The sequence below is a fragment of the Methylobacterium sp. GC_Met_3 genome (assembly GCF_026540775.1).
GTDB lineage: Bacteria > Pseudomonadota > Alphaproteobacteria > Rhizobiales > Beijerinckiaceae > Methylobacterium.
In genome coordinates this window covers 1-13,743 of record NZ_JALNUL010000011.1, presented here as the reverse complement: position 1 = coordinate 13,743, position 13,743 = coordinate 1, and the positions used below count along the sequence as shown (strand labels likewise).

The window sequence follows — 13,743 nt, the reverse complement described above, 5'->3', positions numbered from 1 at the left end:
AGCCCACCCTACCATCAACGAAGCCGGGCCCTCGGGTCCGGCTTCGCCGTTTTCGGACCCTGCAGAGGGACAGTTCGAAACCGATCGATCGAGGATGACGCCGAGCGCGCTCTGTGAGCCGACGGGACGCGTCACCTGCTGTGCCGGGAGCGGATGGCTCAGGATCGGCGCGGCCGCTCGTCCTCGCGGATCGCAGCATCATGATACCACGCGCCGCCTCCGAAGCTCGGCACAGCAGCCGGCTTGATCGCCGCGGTCACCCGCGGTAACGCCCGGGCGCGGCGGAAAGCGGTCAGATCGTAGATCTTGGCCGTCTCGCGTAGGTCCATATCGGCCATTGCACATCCTCCTGCACGGGATTCAAGCGACCGATCGTGCCGGCCGTTCCCGAGGATGTGGGGTGCCGGAGGCTGCGCTCCAGGGCGAAGCGCGCCGATGCCGGACATTCGCGCAGTGTGCATTCTTAGGCAGATCGGGAGCGGCGGCTACGGATGTGCGCGCCGGTCGCCGTCAGATCGCGTCGGTCCCGGTCTCACCGGTGCGGATGCGGATCGCTTCCTCGATGGTCGACACGAAGATCTTGCCGTCGCCGATCCGACCGGTCTGGGCCGACTTGCGGATCGCTTCCACGGCGCCCTCGACCAGCGCGTCCGACAGCACGATCTCGAGCTTCACCTTCGGTAGGAAGTCGACCACGTATTCGGCGCCCCGATAGAGCTCCGTGTGGCCCTTCTGGCGGCCGAAACCCTTCGCCTCGATGACGGTGATGCCCTGGAGGCCGACCTCCTGGAGCGCCTCCTTCACCTCGTCGAGCTTGAAAGGCTTGATGATCGCTTCGATCTTCTTCATGCCGCCCGGGCCCGCGCTACGATGCGGAGTATTTCTAACATCCCCGTGACGGGTTCGCCATGCCGATTTGACGGCGTGTCCAACCAGAATGCCCAATCTCTGTGCGAATCTTGCATATCATGCGGGCGTTTCCTGGTTTTCTGGCGCGCTTTTCGCCAAGTCTGGTCGGCGCACGGGCAAACAGGAGGCCAACATGCGGTTGCTGACGGTTGCGGCCATGAGACAGGTCGATGCCGCGGCTATCGCCGGCGGGATCCCGGGGCGCACGCTCATGGAGGCGGCCGGCGCCGCGGTGGCGGACCGGGCCCGGGCTCTGTTGCCGGCGGGCGGGTGCGCCCTCGTCCTGTGCGGACCCGGCAACAACGGCGGCGACGGCTTCGTGGCCGCGCGCCTCCTGGCCGAGGACGGCTACGCGGTCGATCTGCGGCTGCTTGGCGATCGCGGGGCGCTCACGGGCGATGCCGCCCTGGCAGCGAATACCTGGACCGGGCCGGTCCGACCGATCTTTTCCGAGGAACTCCCGCCCTGCGATCTCGTGATCGACGCGCTGTTCGGTGCGGGTCTGTCGCGGGACCTCGACGGGGATGCCCGCGCGCTGGTCGAGGCCGTGAACGCCAGCGGACATCCCATCCTTGCCGTCGACATTCCGAGCGGCATCGACGGCGATACCGGGGCCGTCCGCGGTGCGGCGATCCGGGCGACCGAGACCGTGACGTTCGTGACACTCAAGCCGGGCCACCTGCTGCAGCCGGGGCGAAGCCTTTGCGGTCGATTGAGCGTCGCCGATATCGGCACGGGACCGGCGGCCCTGGAGGCGGGTCTGGCCGCCTGCGGGGCGCCGCTCGACCGGAGCGGCCCCGACCTGTGGGCGACGGCGTTTCCGCGGCTCACCGGAGCCAGCCACAAATATACCCGTGGCCACGCACTGGTGCTGTCGGGCCCCGCCACGAAGACCGGCGCCGCCCGGCTGGCCGCCCGGGGCGCCCTGCGGATCGGGGCCGGCCTCGTCACGATCGCCTCACCGGCCGGCGCGCTGGCCGAGAACGCCGCTCACCTCACGGCGATCATGCTGCGTCCCTGCGAGACCGCCGACGACCTCGATGACCTGCTCACCGACGAGCGCCTCAACGTGGTGCTGGCGGGGCCCGGTCTCGGCGCCGGCGAGCCGACCCGGGAACGCGTCGCGGTGGCGGCCTCTGCGGGACGCGGCCTCGTCCTCGATGCCGACGCGCTGACGAGCTTTTCTGGTCAGGCGCGGCTCCTTGCCGCGCATCTGGAGGACGGTGCGGCGCGGGCCGTGCTGACGCCGCATGCCGGCGAGTTCGCGCGGCTGTTCGACGGCACGCCAGCCATGGACGAGGGGGCCGACAAGGTCGCCCGGGCCCGCGCCGCGGCATCCCTCACCGGCGCCGTCGTGGTCTACAAAGGTGCCGATACCGTCATCGCCAGCCCGGATGGGCGGGCGGCGATCAACGATCATGGCAGCCCCTATCTCGGGACCGCAGGGTCGGGCGATGTCCTGGCTGGACTGATCGCCGGCCTGATGGCGCAGGGCATGGAGCCGTTCGAGGCCGCCGCCGCCGCCGTCTGGCTCCACGGGGATGCCGGCCTGCGTCACGGGCCGGGGCTGATCGCCGAGGACATTCCGGAGCTGATGCCGGCGGTGCTGAACGATCTCGAAGTTGCGGCTGGTTCGGCGGATTGATCGCGAAGAACCGGCGCTACGTGACTTCGAAGCACGTCCAGAGGCCGGTGTCGAACCGCTCCAGCACGGTGGCGCTGATCAGCCAGCGGCCGGGATTGTCGGCCAGGAAGCTGATCCGGGCGGTGCGGCCCTCCAGCAACTGGAACGTGTCGAGCCAGTAGGGCTCCCAACCGTCATCCAGGGGGTGCAGCAGGCGGAAGCAGTGCCCGTGCAGGTGGAGCGCCTGCGGAAAGGCGGTCTCGTTGCGCAGGGCCAGCACCACGACCTGGCCGCGCTTCACCGTAAAGATCGGCGGAAGGACGGTGGTGCCGCTGATCCCGTTCACAGACCAGATCTTCTGCGGGTCGCCGGTATAGACCGGATCGGGGGCGGCCCCGTCCTTCTTGTCTTTCGGCACGAAGGCACCGCCGGTGATCACCACGTCGCGGCGCAGGGCGTTCTGAAGCTTGACCTCGGCCGGCAGCCGCTTGTTCTCGCCGATCGGTCCGATCGGCGGCCGCTTCTCGGTGATCCGGGGGCCCTTCGTGGTGACGCTCGCCAGCGTCAGGCCCTTGCCGATCAGCGCCTGGATCTCGCAGGTGGCGCCCTCATTGTCCGGCAAGTCGACCATCAGGTCGTAGCGGGTGCCGGGCGGGAAGGGCAGGGTGGCCCGCAGCGGCTCGAACGTGTCGGTCGGCTGCCCGTCGACCGCCGCCACATAGACCTTCACGCCCTCGAACTTGATGCGCGTCGCCCGGGCGTTGCAGGCATTGCCCAGCCGCAGGCGGACCCGGGCGCCGGGGCGCGCCTCGAAGGTATCGGGCACCGGTTTGCCGTTGACCGTGACGAGGTTGCCGAGCCGCCCGTTGCTCGCGGCGAGCGGCACCTGCCCGAACGGCATCAGCGTGCCGTCGTCCTGGAGCCGCCAATCCTGCAGGATGACGGCGACATCCGCGTCGATCGCCGGCGGGTTCATCTCCTCGACGACCAACATGCCGGCGAGCCCGCGGCCCGAGGGCTCGCTCGCGCCGCCGACCACCAGGGGCCGGATCAGGAAGGAGCCGGCGTCGGGCGGCGTGAATGCGTAGAGGAAGTCGCCGCCGGGCGGGATCGGCGCCTGGGTCACGCCGCCGACGCCGTCCATGGCGTTGATGTTGCGCACCCCGTGCCAGTGCAGCGACAGGGGCTTGTCGGTCCGGTTCTCGACCTTCAACCGCACCGCCTGGCCGAGCTTCACCCGGATGGTCGGGGGCTGGGCCTTGCCGTCGAAGCACCAGATTGGCGTCTCCGGCGCGGGCTCCGGCCGGAACCGCGCCTTCCCGGGAGCCGCCGGCAGGGCAGGGGGCTCCGCCTGGGCCGCCGCAGGTGCGGCGGGCGCAGGTGCGGCGGGCGCAGGTGCAGGGGGCTGGGCTTGCCCCGGTTCGGGCGCGAGCCCGAAGGCGGCGGCAGCCGCCAGCAGGGTCCTTCGCGACGGGGCGCCGGCCTGCGAATCGGCTGGCGGCACGGGGCGGGATGGCGGCATGAAGTCTCGGCTGCTTCTCGCGACGGACCCGCTCCATAGCGGTGCGGCGGCCCGGGCGCCACAGCACAAGTTTTTTGCTGCGGCCCCGCCGGCCCATGCTATAGGGCCCGCTTCCGGCGGCCGGCGATGCGCCGGATGTCGGCGCGCGCGGGCGTGGCGGAACTGGTAGACGCGCTGGATTTAGGTTCCAGTGTCGCAAGACGTGGGGGTTCGAGCCCCTCCGCCCGCACCAGGGCCTTTCCTGAAGGTGTGGTCCCAGCGGACCGCCCCGATCCCGTCACCCGACATCTCGGCATCCCGGTCCGCGCGAGCACGACGCCGGCCCGGTCGGCGAACCCAGGTTTTTTTGAAGAGCGACGACGACGATGCAGGTGACCGAGATCAACGCCCAAGGGACCGCCACCCATGGCCTGAAGCGCGAGTTTCAGGTTCATCTGGCCGCCCAGGAACTCGAGGAGCGCCTGACTACAGAGCTGTCCGGCATGAAGGACAAGGTGCAGCTGAAGGGCTTCCGCCCCGGCAAGGTGCCGGTCGCGCACCTGCGCAAGGTCTACGGCCGCTCCGTGATGGCCGAGGTGGTGCAGAACGCCGTCAACGAGGCCAACCGCAAGATCGTGACCGATAACGGCCTCAAGCTCGCGCTCGAGCCGCAGGTCGAGTTCCCGACCGATCAGGCCGAGGTCGAGAAGGCGCTCGACGCCAAGGGCGACCTCGCCTTCAAGGTGGCCCTCGAGGTGATGCCGAGCTTCGAGCTCGCCGATCTGTCCGACGTCAGCCTCACCAAGCAGGTCGCCAAGCCCTCCGACACGGAGGTCGACGAGGCGCTGGAGCGCATGGCCGGCCAGGGCCGTCCGTTCGCCGATCGGGATGAGGGCGCCGAGGCTCAGACCGGCGACCGTGCCACGATCGACTTCATCGGCCGGATCGACGGCGAGGAGTTCCAGGGCGGCAAGGGCGAGGGCATCGACCTGGAGCTCGGCTCGGGCTCGTTCATCCCGGGCTTCGAGGAGCAGCTGGTCGGCGCCAAGGTCGGCGACAAGCGCCTCGTGAAGGTGACCTTCCCGGCCGAGTACGGAGCCGAGCAGCTCGCCGGCAAGGATGCCGAGTTCGACGTGACCGTCACGAAGATCCAGGCGCCGGGCGAGGCCAAGGTCGACGACGAGTTCGCCAAGACCATGGGCATGGAGTCGCTGGAGAAGCTCCGTGAGGCCGTGTCCGAGGCGATCGGCCGGGACTACGAGACGGCCTCGCGCCGCCGCCTCAAGAAGGACCTCCTCGACGCGCTGGACACCAAGTACGCCTTCGAGCTGCCCCCCTCCCTGGTGGCGCAGGAATTCGCCGCGGTGTGGGCGCAGGTCGAGCAGGACCTCAAGACCCGGGGCAAGACCTTCGCGGACGAGGACACCACCGAGGAGAAGGCCCAGGCCGAATACCGCAAGATCGCGGAACGGCGCGTCCGTCTCGGTCTCGTGCTTGCGCAGGTCGGCGAGAGCGCCGATATCAAGGTCTCGGATGACGAGGTGAACCAGGCCCTCATCGCCCGGGTCCGGCAGTTCCCGGGCCAGGAGCAGCAGGTCTGGGACTTCTACCGGAAGAATGCGCAGGCGCTCGCGGAACTCCGCGCGCCCCTGTTCGAGGAAAAGGTGGTTGACCACGTCCTCGGGCAGGTCAAACTCGTCGAGGAGCCCGTCTCGAAAGAGGCGCTTTTCGCAGACGATGATGACGACGACACGACCGGCGACAAGCCGGCAGACGAGGCCGGGGCCAAGGTCGAATCCAAGACCGAGCCCAAGGCCGACTGAGACCCGCCCTGTCCGAGGACGGCGGGCAAGAATTAGGCGATGGTTAAGCATCGCCGGTGTTCGCTGACATGTCCGGGGCTGCCCTGATTCGCGGCAGTCCCGGGCCTCACTCTGGGCAGGACGAGATGAGAGATCCGATCGACGTCTACAACAACGCGCTCGTGCCGATGGTCGTCGAGCAATCGAGCCGCGGCGAGCGCGCCTTCGACATCTACTCCCGCCTGCTGCGCGAGCGGATCATCTTCCTGACCGGGCCCGTGGAGGATTACGGCGCTTCGCTGATCGTGGCGCAGCTCCTGTTCCTCGAGGCGGAGAATCCGAAGAAGGAAATTTCCTTCTACATCAATTCCCCCGGCGGCGTGGTCACCTCCGGCCTGTCGATCTACGACACGATGCAGTTCATCCGCTGCCCGGTGACGACGCTCTGTGTCGGCCAGGCCGCCTCGATGGGCTCGCTCCTGCTCACCGCCGGTGAGCCCGGCCATCGCTTCGCCCTGCCGAACGCCCGGATCATGGTCCACCAGCCGTCGGGCGGCTTCCAGGGTCAGGCGACCGACATCCTGATCCACGCCCGCGAGATCGAGGCGCTGAAGCGGCGCCTGAACGAGATCTACGTCAAGCACACCGGGCGTGAGTACGACGCCATCCACACCGCCTTGGAGCGCGACAACTTCATGACCGCCGACGCGGCCAAGGAGTTCGGGCTCATCGACGAGGTGATCGAGAAGCGCCCCGAGCCGGCGGCCGCCTGAGCGTAACGCGTTCCCCGAGAGCCGCGGCGCGGCCTTGATCCCGCCGCGGCAGCGTGTTTGCATCCGAGATTGGGCCCTTCGGTCAAAGACGCACAGCATACTGTTTCTTTAAACGGGCCCCCTACATTCATAAGTCGCGCGTTCGCCCCTAGCCGGCCGCGGACGCGAGGAATCCGGAGACCGATATGAGCAAGACTGGCGGCACCGACTCCAAGAGCACGCTGTATTGCTCGTTCTGCGGCAAGAGCCAGCACGAGGTCCGCAAGCTGATCGCCGGCCCGACGGTGTTCATCTGCGACGAATGCGTCGAGCTGTGCATGGACATCATCCGCGAGGAGTCGAAATCCTCGCTGGTGAAGAGCCGCGACGGCGTGCCGACCCCGAAGGAAATCCGCCGCGTCCTCGACGATTACGTCATCGGCCAGGACTTCGCCAAGAAGGTCCTCTCGGTCGCGGTCCATAACCACTACAAGCGGCTGGCCCACGCGACGAAGCACAACGACGTCGAGCTGGCCAAGTCCAACATCATGCTGATCGGGCCGACCGGTTCCGGCAAGACGCTGCTCGCGCAGACGCTCGCCCGGATCCTCGACGTGCCGTTCACCATGGCGGACGCCACGACCCTCACCGAGGCCGGCTATGTCGGTGAGGACGTCGAGAACATCATCCTCAAGCTGCTCCAGGCGTCGGACTACAACGTCGAGCGGGCGCAGCGCGGCATCGTCTACATCGACGAGATCGACAAGATCTCGCGCAAGTCCGACAACCCGTCGATCACCCGCGACGTGTCGGGCGAGGGCGTGCAGCAGGCGCTCCTGAAGATCATGGAGGGCACGGTCGCCTCCGTCCCGCCCCAGGGTGGCCGGAAGCACCCGCAGCAGGAGTTCCTGCAGGTCGACACCACCAACATCCTGTTCATCTGCGGCGGCGCCTTCGCGGGGCTGGAGCGGATCATCTCCCAGCGCGGCAAGGGGACCTCGATCGGCTTCGGCGCGACCGTGCAGGCACCGGACGACCGCCGCACCGGCGAGATCTTCCGCTCGGTCGAGCCCGAGGATCTGCTGAAGTTCGGCCTCATCCCCGAGTTCGTCGGCCGTCTGCCGGTTCTGGCGACGCTCGAGGACCTCGACGAGGCCGCGCTGAAGAAGATCCTGCAGGAGCCGAAGAACGCCCTGGTCAAGCAGTACCAGCGGCTGTTCGAGATGGAGAACGTGGACCTGACCTTCCAGGACGACGCCCTGTCGCTGGTCGCCCGCAAGGCGATCGAGCGCAAGACCGGCGCCCGCGGCCTGCGCTCCATCCTGGAGACGATCCTGCTCGACACGATGTACGACCTGCCGGGCCTCGAGTCCGTGGAGCAGGTCGTGATCGGTCCCGAGGTGGTCGAAGGCAAGTCGCGCCCGCTCTACATCCATGGCGACCGCAACAAGGACGCACCCGCCAGCGTCAGCGCATAAGCGCTTGGTAGGGTTGCATTAAGCGCCCGGCTCCGGCCGGGCGCGCTGTGGGGATAGCCTTGAAAACGCGCTCCCTCGCAGCCACTTCAGGCTCAGCGCGGTGGCCGCTCGCTCCTTCGAGGCGCGGTCCGCGTTACCAGCCGCAAAGTCCCAAAAAGCCCCGACCCTCGCGGCCCGGTCGGCCCCTGGCTGTAGGCGCGCTCCGTGCATGGAGGCGACGAAGCCGGGTGTCCTGAGAGGAAGTCAGCATGTCACAGTCGAAATCGCGCCAGCCGGTGGTCCCGGGTTCGACGGGCACCTACGCCGTTCTCCCCCTGCGCGACATCGTCGTCTTCCCGCATATGATCGTGCCCTTGTTCGTGGGCCGCGAGAAGTCGATCCGCGCCCTTGAGGAGGCCGTCCGCACCGATCGTCATATCCTGCTCGCCACCCAGATCAACGCGGGCGACGACGATCCGGCCACCGATGCGATCTACAAGATCGGCACCCTCGCTTCCGTGCTCCAGCTGCTGAAGCTGCCCGACGGCACCGTGAAGGTGCTGGTCGAGGGCGTCGGCCGCGCGAAGGTCACGGGCTTCACCCGCTCGGACGAGTATTACGAGGCGACCGCGGAAGCCCTGCACGACGAGCTCGGCGACAGCGTCGAGGCCGAGGCGCTCGCGCGCTCCGTGCTCTCGGAGTTCGAGAATTACGTCAAGCTGAACAAGAAGATCTCCCCCGAGGTCGTCTCCGCCGTGACCCAGATCGACGAGCCGTCCAAGCTCGCCGACACGATCGGCTCGCATCTGCTCGTCAAGATCTCCGACAAGCAGGGCATCCTCGAGACCCCCACGGTGGCGCAGCGCCTGGAGCGCGTGCTGTCGCTGATGGAGAGCGAGATCTCCGTGCTCCAGGTGGAGAAGCGCATCCGGACCCGCGTCAAGCGGCAGATGGAGAAGACCCAGCGCGAGTACTACCTGAACGAGCAAATGAAGGCGATCCAGAAGGAGCTGGGCGACTCCGAGGATGGGCGTGACGAACTGGCCGAGCTCGAAGAGAAGATCGAGAAGACCAAGTTCACCAAGGAGGCCCGCGACAAGGCCACCGCCGAGCTGAAGAAGCTCCGCCAGATGTCGCCGATGTCGGCCGAGGCGACCGTCGTGCGCAACTACCTCGATTGGATGCTCGGCATCCCGTGGGGCAAGCGCTCGAAGATCAAGAAGGACCTGCTCGGCGCCCAGGCGCTGCTCGACGATGACCATTTCGGTCTCGACAAGGTCAAGGAGCGGATCGTCGAGTACCTCGCGGTGCAGCAGCGCGCGAACAAGCTCACCGGCCCGATCCTGTGCCTCGTCGGTCCCCCCGGCGTCGGCAAGACCTCGCTCGGCAAGTCGATCGCCAAGGCGACGGGTCGCGAGTTCGTCCGTATGTCGCTCGGCGGCGTGCGCGACGAGGCCGAGATCCGCGGTCACCGCCGGACCTATATCGGCTCGATGCCCGGCAAGATCGTGCAGTCGATGCGCAAGGCCAAGACCTCGAACCCGCTCATCCTGCTCGACGAGATCGACAAGATGGGCATGGATTTCCGCGGCGATCCGTCGGCGGCGCTCCTCGAGGTGCTCGACCCTGAGCAGAACAGCACCTTCAACGACCACTACCTGGAGGTGGATTACGACCTCTCGAACGTGATGTTCGTGACCACGGCCAACACCCTCAACATCCCGGGCCCGCTCATGGACCGGATGGAGGTGATCCGCATCGCCGGATACACCGAGGAGGAGAAGGTCGAGATCGCGCGCAAGCACCTGATCCCGAACGCCCTGAAGAAGCACGGCCTCGGGACGCATGAATGGTCGATCGACGACGACGGCTTGATGATGCTGGTCCGCCGCTACACGCGGGAGGCCGGCGTTCGTAACCTGGAGCGCGAGCTGTCCAACCTGATCCGCAAGGCGGTGAAGGAGATCCTGATCACCAAGACCAAGGTGGTCGCGGTGACGGTCGAGACGCTGCAGGTCTTCCTCGGCCCGCCGAAGTTCCGCTACGGCGAGATCGATGCGGACGATCAGGTCGGCGTGGTGACGGGTCTGGCCTGGACCGAGGTTGGCGGCGAGTTGCTGACGATCGAGGGCGTCATGATGCCGGGCAAGGGCAAGATGACGGTCACCGGCAACCTGAAGGACGTGATGAAGGAGTCGATCTCGGCGGCGGCGAGCTACGTCCGCTCCCGGGCCATCGACTTCGGGATCGAGCCGCCGCTGTTCGACCGGCGCGACATCCACGTTCACGTTCCGGAGGGGGCGACCCCGAAGGACGGTCCGTCGGCTGGCATCGCCATGGCCACCGCGATCATCTCGACGCTGACCGGGATCCCGGTCCGCCGCGAGGTCGCGATGACCGGCGAGGTCACGCTCCGCGGTCGGATCCTGCCGATCGGTGGCTTGAAGGAGAAGCTGCTCGCGGCGCTCCGCGGCGGCATCAAGACGGTGCTGATCCCCGAGGAGAACGCCAAGGATATCGCCGAGGTGCCCGACAGCGTGAAGAACGGGCTTGAGATCATCCCGGTCGCGCGGATGGATCAGGTGCTGGAGAAGGCGCTGGTGCGTGTTCCGGTGGCGATCGAGTGGGAGGAGCCGCTGCCCGTGGCCAAGCCCGCCCGGACCGAGGAGGACGGTGCCACCTTCGTGGCCCACTGACCCTCTCAGCCTGACGTGTCAAGAAAGCCCCCGGGGATCGTCCCTGGGGGCTTTTTCGTGTGCGAGGGCCGGATGCGCATCCTGCTGATCAACCCGAACACCAGCGCGGCGATCACCGATCTGGTCGCCGGGCATGTCCGTGCTCAGCTCGGGGACCAGGCCGCATTGCGCGCCGTCACCGGGCGTTTCGGGGCCCGCTACATCGCGAGCCGCAGCGCCGCGGCGATCGCGGGTCATGCGGCCCTCGACGCTCTTTCCGAGCACGAGGCGGGGTGCGACGCCGTCTATCTCGCGTGCTTCGGCGATCCCGGCCTGTTCGCCCTGCGCGACATCGCCCGGGTACCGGTGGTCGGCATGGCGGAAGCTGCCTGTCAGGAGGCTGCGGCGCGGGGCCCGTTCGGGATCGTCACCGGCGGGGCCGCCTGGGAGCCGATGCTGCGGGAGTTCGTTGCCGCGCTGGGGCTCGCCGATCGCCTCGCCGCGATCCGCACCGTCGCCGCGAGCGGCGCTGCGATCGCCCGTGATCCGGATGCCGCGCTGGCCGGGCTGGCCGAGGCCTGTGGGTCCTGTGCGGAGGCTGGCGCCGCCACCGTGATCCTGGGGGGCGCCGGGCTCGCCGGCCTCGCGTCGCGCCTGGCATCGCGCGTCCCGTGCCCGTTGATCTGCTCAATCGAGGCCGGGACCCGGTCTGTCTTGGCGGCAGCGCGTGGGTCTGCGCAACTGCGACAGGCTCCGGCACCGGTCGAGACTACGGGTCTCGCGCCGGCCCTGGCGGCACGGATGGCCGATCGTGGGTAGCGCTCCCGGGCAGCGGATCTTGCGCCTGACCGGCCGCATGCCGTAACGGTCGGTCACGGGGCGGTTAGCTCAGTTGGTAGAGCGTCTCCTTTACACGGAGAGGGTCGGGGGTTCGAGTCCCTCACCGCCCACCAATAGTATCAGGGACTTACGCTCGTTTCGCAGATGTTCTGCTTACCAGCGTAGTTCACCGGTAAGCCCATAGTAAGCATCATGGCGAAAGAGATCCCTTCTGTCGGTGACCTGCGCCGCAAGTCCGAGGTGACGGACGAGGAGATCGAGGCCGCCACAGCCGCCTTATCTCGCGGACGAATCGGCCAAGCCGTTCGCCTTCAAGTCCGGCCACACCATCGACGTCGCCAAGGCGATTGAGATGCACCCGCAGGCGAAAGGGCTCCTGGCCGACAAGGCGACCAAGCCGGGCCTGCGCCGGACGATGGTGAAGACCGCCGTCATCATGGGTTTCCCGGTTCAGGGATGAACGCGGCCGACCAGAACCACGAGGTCGTCGTCGCTCGCCTGATGCGACAGCTCTACGGGTTCGCGCAGGGGCTCGGGCTGGACGAGCCGACCACCCGTGACATCGTCAACCGCGTAATCGAGGACATGCCGCTCGCTCCGGACGATGACCGGCTGGCACGAGCCCGCAACTGGATGCTGATGGCGTCGGCATGATCGACGACACAGACCCTATCCTTGATGCCGTCGACGCGCTGCGGGCCTCCGGCATCACCGTGGTGCCGATCGGCGAGGAACTGGACCGCTGGCAGATCGGCTGCTTCACGTTCTCCGACGCGGAGCTGCTCCGACTGGCCGAGAGCCGCGGGCTCGTCGAGGCCTGCGATGGCTGACGAAGCGCCCAACCCGTTCGGCCTCGCGCTGCCGCTGCGGATCGTGCAGCTGGAGGAAGCCGTGAAGGTGATGGACACAGGTGACCGAGTCGCGGCCTACATCTACGTCGCTGCCGGGCGAGAGCGGCAGGTCCAGACGAGGCGTCTCTCGCCGGCAGAGGGCGTCGAGGCCGCCAAGGTGATCGCCCGGGCGTTGACGGCCGCGATCATGGGCGGCTCATCGTGACCGCCGAGCAGCAGGTCTACATCCAGGCGCTGTCCGACGTGCGCTCCTATCATAGTTGGCAGATTGGTCAGGCACTCGGCGACGTCCAGACGATCCAGGTGCACGAGTCTGCTTAAGCCTGGCTCGACGTGCTGCTGACCCCGCGCGATCCTCGCCAATCCCGGTCACTCCTCGTAAAACGACTACTTAGGCCTGTCGCGGGTGGCCGACCGCCAAGCGTCAGGCGACACAGCTTCGGGATTGATCGATTGGCCGTAAGACACTGGGTTCTCACCGTTGGCGGACTTCTCGCATCGGTCCTCAACGGCTCTGCGCACGCGGCATCAGCCAGCGCAGCTATCGCAATCGGTCGCCTCTACGTTTTCGGCACTACCGACCAGCCTCATACAAGCGTGTCCCTTGAGGGTCATTTCACGACTGAGTCGGACGATAAGGGCAAGTTTCAGTTTGAATTGGCCTACTACCCCGTGGGCTGCGTCGTTCGAGCGACAATCGGCGATCGGACGATTACCGCGAAGGTTGAGCAGTGCGGCGAGATCTGTGAACCGACGTCGAAGGCACCGACATCAATTCCAGCCGTATCAAATTTCAGCCCCGGTAAGCGGCCGCCCAGACAGAATTTAACAGCGCCAGCTCCGCCCGTCGGTACAGACGACATGGCCCTCACAGCTCCACAGTTGCCAGAGACGACTAATGCGCTGACATCACCAACGCCAGCCGCTCCGCAGTCGGTTGCGACGAGCGCAGCAATACCGATCCCTCATCCGCCGCTACCGCCACCACGGCCGATGGATATCTCAGTCGTAGCTGCGAAGCGCGGAGATCCGACGCATTCTATCGAGTCGCCGGCGAGCAAACTGCGCTCGAAGTCGAGGCCACTTCAGCAAGATGTGCCGGACGATCAGCCGGACGTAGGCCGGCCCGATGCCCCTGAGGGATCGGACGTCTATTAGAGGTCAGTGCTTGATTCCGCCATCGCTTGGCTCGACGAGGTGATTGCCGCGAAGAAGCGCACGCGGCCTAGGAGTGAGCCGGAGCATCAACGGGTTCAGCGCGACAAGCGTAAGCCGTGATGGTCCAGCCCCTCGGATCGACACCTATAACGGCTGCTATCGACCCAGCCTAGC

Annotated in this window: 12 protein-coding genes and 2 tRNA genes; 11 read left to right on the top strand and 3 right to left on the bottom strand. The window is 67.4% G+C overall.

Features of this window, described 5'->3' with window-relative positions; translation table 11 throughout:
- Positions 1–158: 158 nt before the first annotated feature.
- Both OXS27_RS15290 and OXS27_RS15285 read right to left on the bottom strand, forming a co-directional pair.
- Positions 159–338, bottom strand: coding sequence for a DUF2735 domain-containing protein (locus tag OXS27_RS15290; RefSeq protein ID WP_243918217.1), 180 nt, complete (start codon positions 336–338; stop codon positions 159–161).
- Between the two features lie 172 nt (positions 339–510).
- Positions 511–849: a P-II family nitrogen regulator gene (locus OXS27_RS15285; RefSeq protein WP_003600526.1), complete on the bottom strand. Its 339-nt coding sequence runs from the start codon at positions 847–849 to the stop codon at positions 511–513.
- Positions 850–1,042: 193 nt separating this feature from the next.
- Here OXS27_RS15285 and OXS27_RS15280 point away from each other — a divergent pair, with 193 nt between their 5' ends.
- Positions 1,043–2,554, top strand: coding sequence for an NAD(P)H-hydrate dehydratase (locus tag OXS27_RS15280; protein ID WP_267357161.1), 1,512 nt, complete (start codon positions 1,043–1,045; stop codon positions 2,552–2,554).
- Between the two features lie 16 nt (positions 2,555–2,570).
- On the opposite strand, the gene OXS27_RS15275 is transcribed toward OXS27_RS15280, so the two are convergent.
- On the bottom strand, positions 2,571–4,055 hold the full coding sequence (locus OXS27_RS15275) for a multicopper oxidase family protein (protein WP_267357159.1): 1,485 nt from the start codon (positions 4,053–4,055) through the stop codon (positions 2,571–2,573).
- A 147-nt stretch (positions 4,056–4,202) separates the two neighbouring features.
- Here OXS27_RS15275 and OXS27_RS15270 point away from each other — a divergent pair.
- The 10 genes from OXS27_RS15270 to OXS27_RS15225 all read left to right on the top strand — a co-directional run bounded on the left by OXS27_RS15270 (position 4,203) and on the right by OXS27_RS15225 (position 12,616).
- Positions 4,203–4,287 (top strand) — tRNA-Leu (locus OXS27_RS15270).
- A 133-nt stretch (positions 4,288–4,420) separates the two neighbouring features.
- Entirely contained in the window at positions 4,421–5,857 is a 1,437-nt protein-coding gene (gene tig / locus OXS27_RS15265; protein WP_243918211.1) for a trigger factor, read from the top strand.
- A gap of 125 nt (positions 5,858–5,982) precedes the next feature.
- Positions 5,983–6,609: an ATP-dependent Clp protease proteolytic subunit gene (locus tag OXS27_RS15260; protein WP_243918202.1), complete on the top strand. Its 627-nt coding sequence runs from the start codon at positions 5,983–5,985 to the stop codon at positions 6,607–6,609.
- A 185-nt stretch (positions 6,610–6,794) separates the two neighbouring features.
- Positions 6,795–8,066 (top strand): ATP-dependent Clp protease ATP-binding subunit ClpX, encoded by a 1,272-nt coding sequence (gene clpX, locus OXS27_RS15255; RefSeq protein ID WP_243918200.1) that lies wholly within the window; start codon positions 6,795–6,797, stop codon positions 8,064–8,066.
- A 248-nt stretch (positions 8,067–8,314) separates the two neighbouring features.
- Positions 8,315–10,741 carry an endopeptidase La gene (lon, locus tag OXS27_RS15250; protein ID WP_243918198.1) on the top strand — a complete coding sequence of 809 codons (2,427 nt, stop codon included), beginning with the start codon at positions 8,315–8,317 and terminating at the stop codon, positions 10,739–10,741.
- Positions 10,742–10,813: 72 nt separating this feature from the next.
- Entirely contained in the window at positions 10,814–11,539 is a 726-nt protein-coding gene (locus OXS27_RS15245; protein WP_267357156.1) for an aspartate/glutamate racemase family protein, read from the top strand.
- A gap of 58 nt (positions 11,540–11,597) precedes the next feature.
- Positions 11,598–11,673 (top strand) — tRNA-Val (locus OXS27_RS15240).
- 343 nt (positions 11,674–12,016) lie between these two features.
- Positions 12,017–12,214, top strand: coding sequence for a hypothetical protein (locus OXS27_RS15235; RefSeq protein ID WP_267357155.1), 198 nt, complete (start codon positions 12,017–12,019; stop codon positions 12,212–12,214).
- Positions 12,211–12,390: a hypothetical protein gene (locus OXS27_RS15230; protein ID WP_267357150.1), complete on the top strand. Its 180-nt coding sequence runs from the start codon at positions 12,211–12,213 to the stop codon at positions 12,388–12,390. Before OXS27_RS15235 ends, OXS27_RS15230 begins: the two co-directional genes overlap by 4 nt.
- Positions 12,383–12,616 carry a hypothetical protein gene (locus tag OXS27_RS15225; RefSeq protein WP_267357148.1) on the top strand — a complete coding sequence of 78 codons (234 nt, stop codon included), beginning with the start codon at positions 12,383–12,385 and terminating at the stop codon, positions 12,614–12,616. The genes OXS27_RS15230 and OXS27_RS15225 overlap by 8 nt, the downstream gene beginning before the upstream one ends.
- The last annotated feature ends 1,127 nt before the right edge of the window (positions 12,617–13,743 follow it).

What these genes read in the sequence shown, in the direction of transcription:
- lon (WP_243918198.1), top strand. Translation starts at nt 8,315, where the DNA reads ATGTCACAGTCGAAATCGCGCCAGCCGGTGGTCCCGGGTTCGACGGGC.
- OXS27_RS15235 (WP_267357155.1), top strand. Translation starts at nt 12,017, where the DNA reads ATGAACGCGGCCGACCAGAACCACGAGGTCGTCGTCGCTCGCCTGATG.
- OXS27_RS15285 (WP_003600526.1), bottom strand. Translation starts at nt 849, where the DNA reads ATGAAGAAGATCGAAGCGATCATCAAGCCTTTCAAGCTCGACGAGGTG.
- tig (WP_243918211.1), top strand. Translation starts at nt 4,421, where the DNA reads ATGCAGGTGACCGAGATCAACGCCCAAGGGACCGCCACCCATGGCCTG.
- OXS27_RS15280 (WP_267357161.1), top strand. Translation starts at nt 1,043, where the DNA reads ATGCGGTTGCTGACGGTTGCGGCCATGAGACAGGTCGATGCCGCGGCT.
- OXS27_RS15290 (WP_243918217.1), bottom strand. Translation starts at nt 338, where the DNA reads ATGGCCGATATGGACCTACGCGAGACGGCCAAGATCTACGATCTGACC.
- OXS27_RS15260 (WP_243918202.1), top strand. Translation starts at nt 5,983, where the DNA reads ATGAGAGATCCGATCGACGTCTACAACAACGCGCTCGTGCCGATGGTC.
- OXS27_RS15245 (WP_267357156.1), top strand. Translation starts at nt 10,814, where the DNA reads ATGCGCATCCTGCTGATCAACCCGAACACCAGCGCGGCGATCACCGAT.
- OXS27_RS15275 (WP_267357159.1), bottom strand. Translation starts at nt 4,055, where the DNA reads ATGCCGCCATCCCGCCCCGTGCCGCCAGCCGATTCGCAGGCCGGCGCC.
- OXS27_RS15225 (WP_267357148.1), top strand. Translation starts at nt 12,383, where the DNA reads ATGGCTGACGAAGCGCCCAACCCGTTCGGCCTCGCGCTGCCGCTGCGG.
- OXS27_RS15230 (WP_267357150.1), top strand. Translation starts at nt 12,211, where the DNA reads ATGATCGACGACACAGACCCTATCCTTGATGCCGTCGACGCGCTGCGG.
- clpX (WP_243918200.1), top strand. Translation starts at nt 6,795, where the DNA reads ATGAGCAAGACTGGCGGCACCGACTCCAAGAGCACGCTGTATTGCTCG.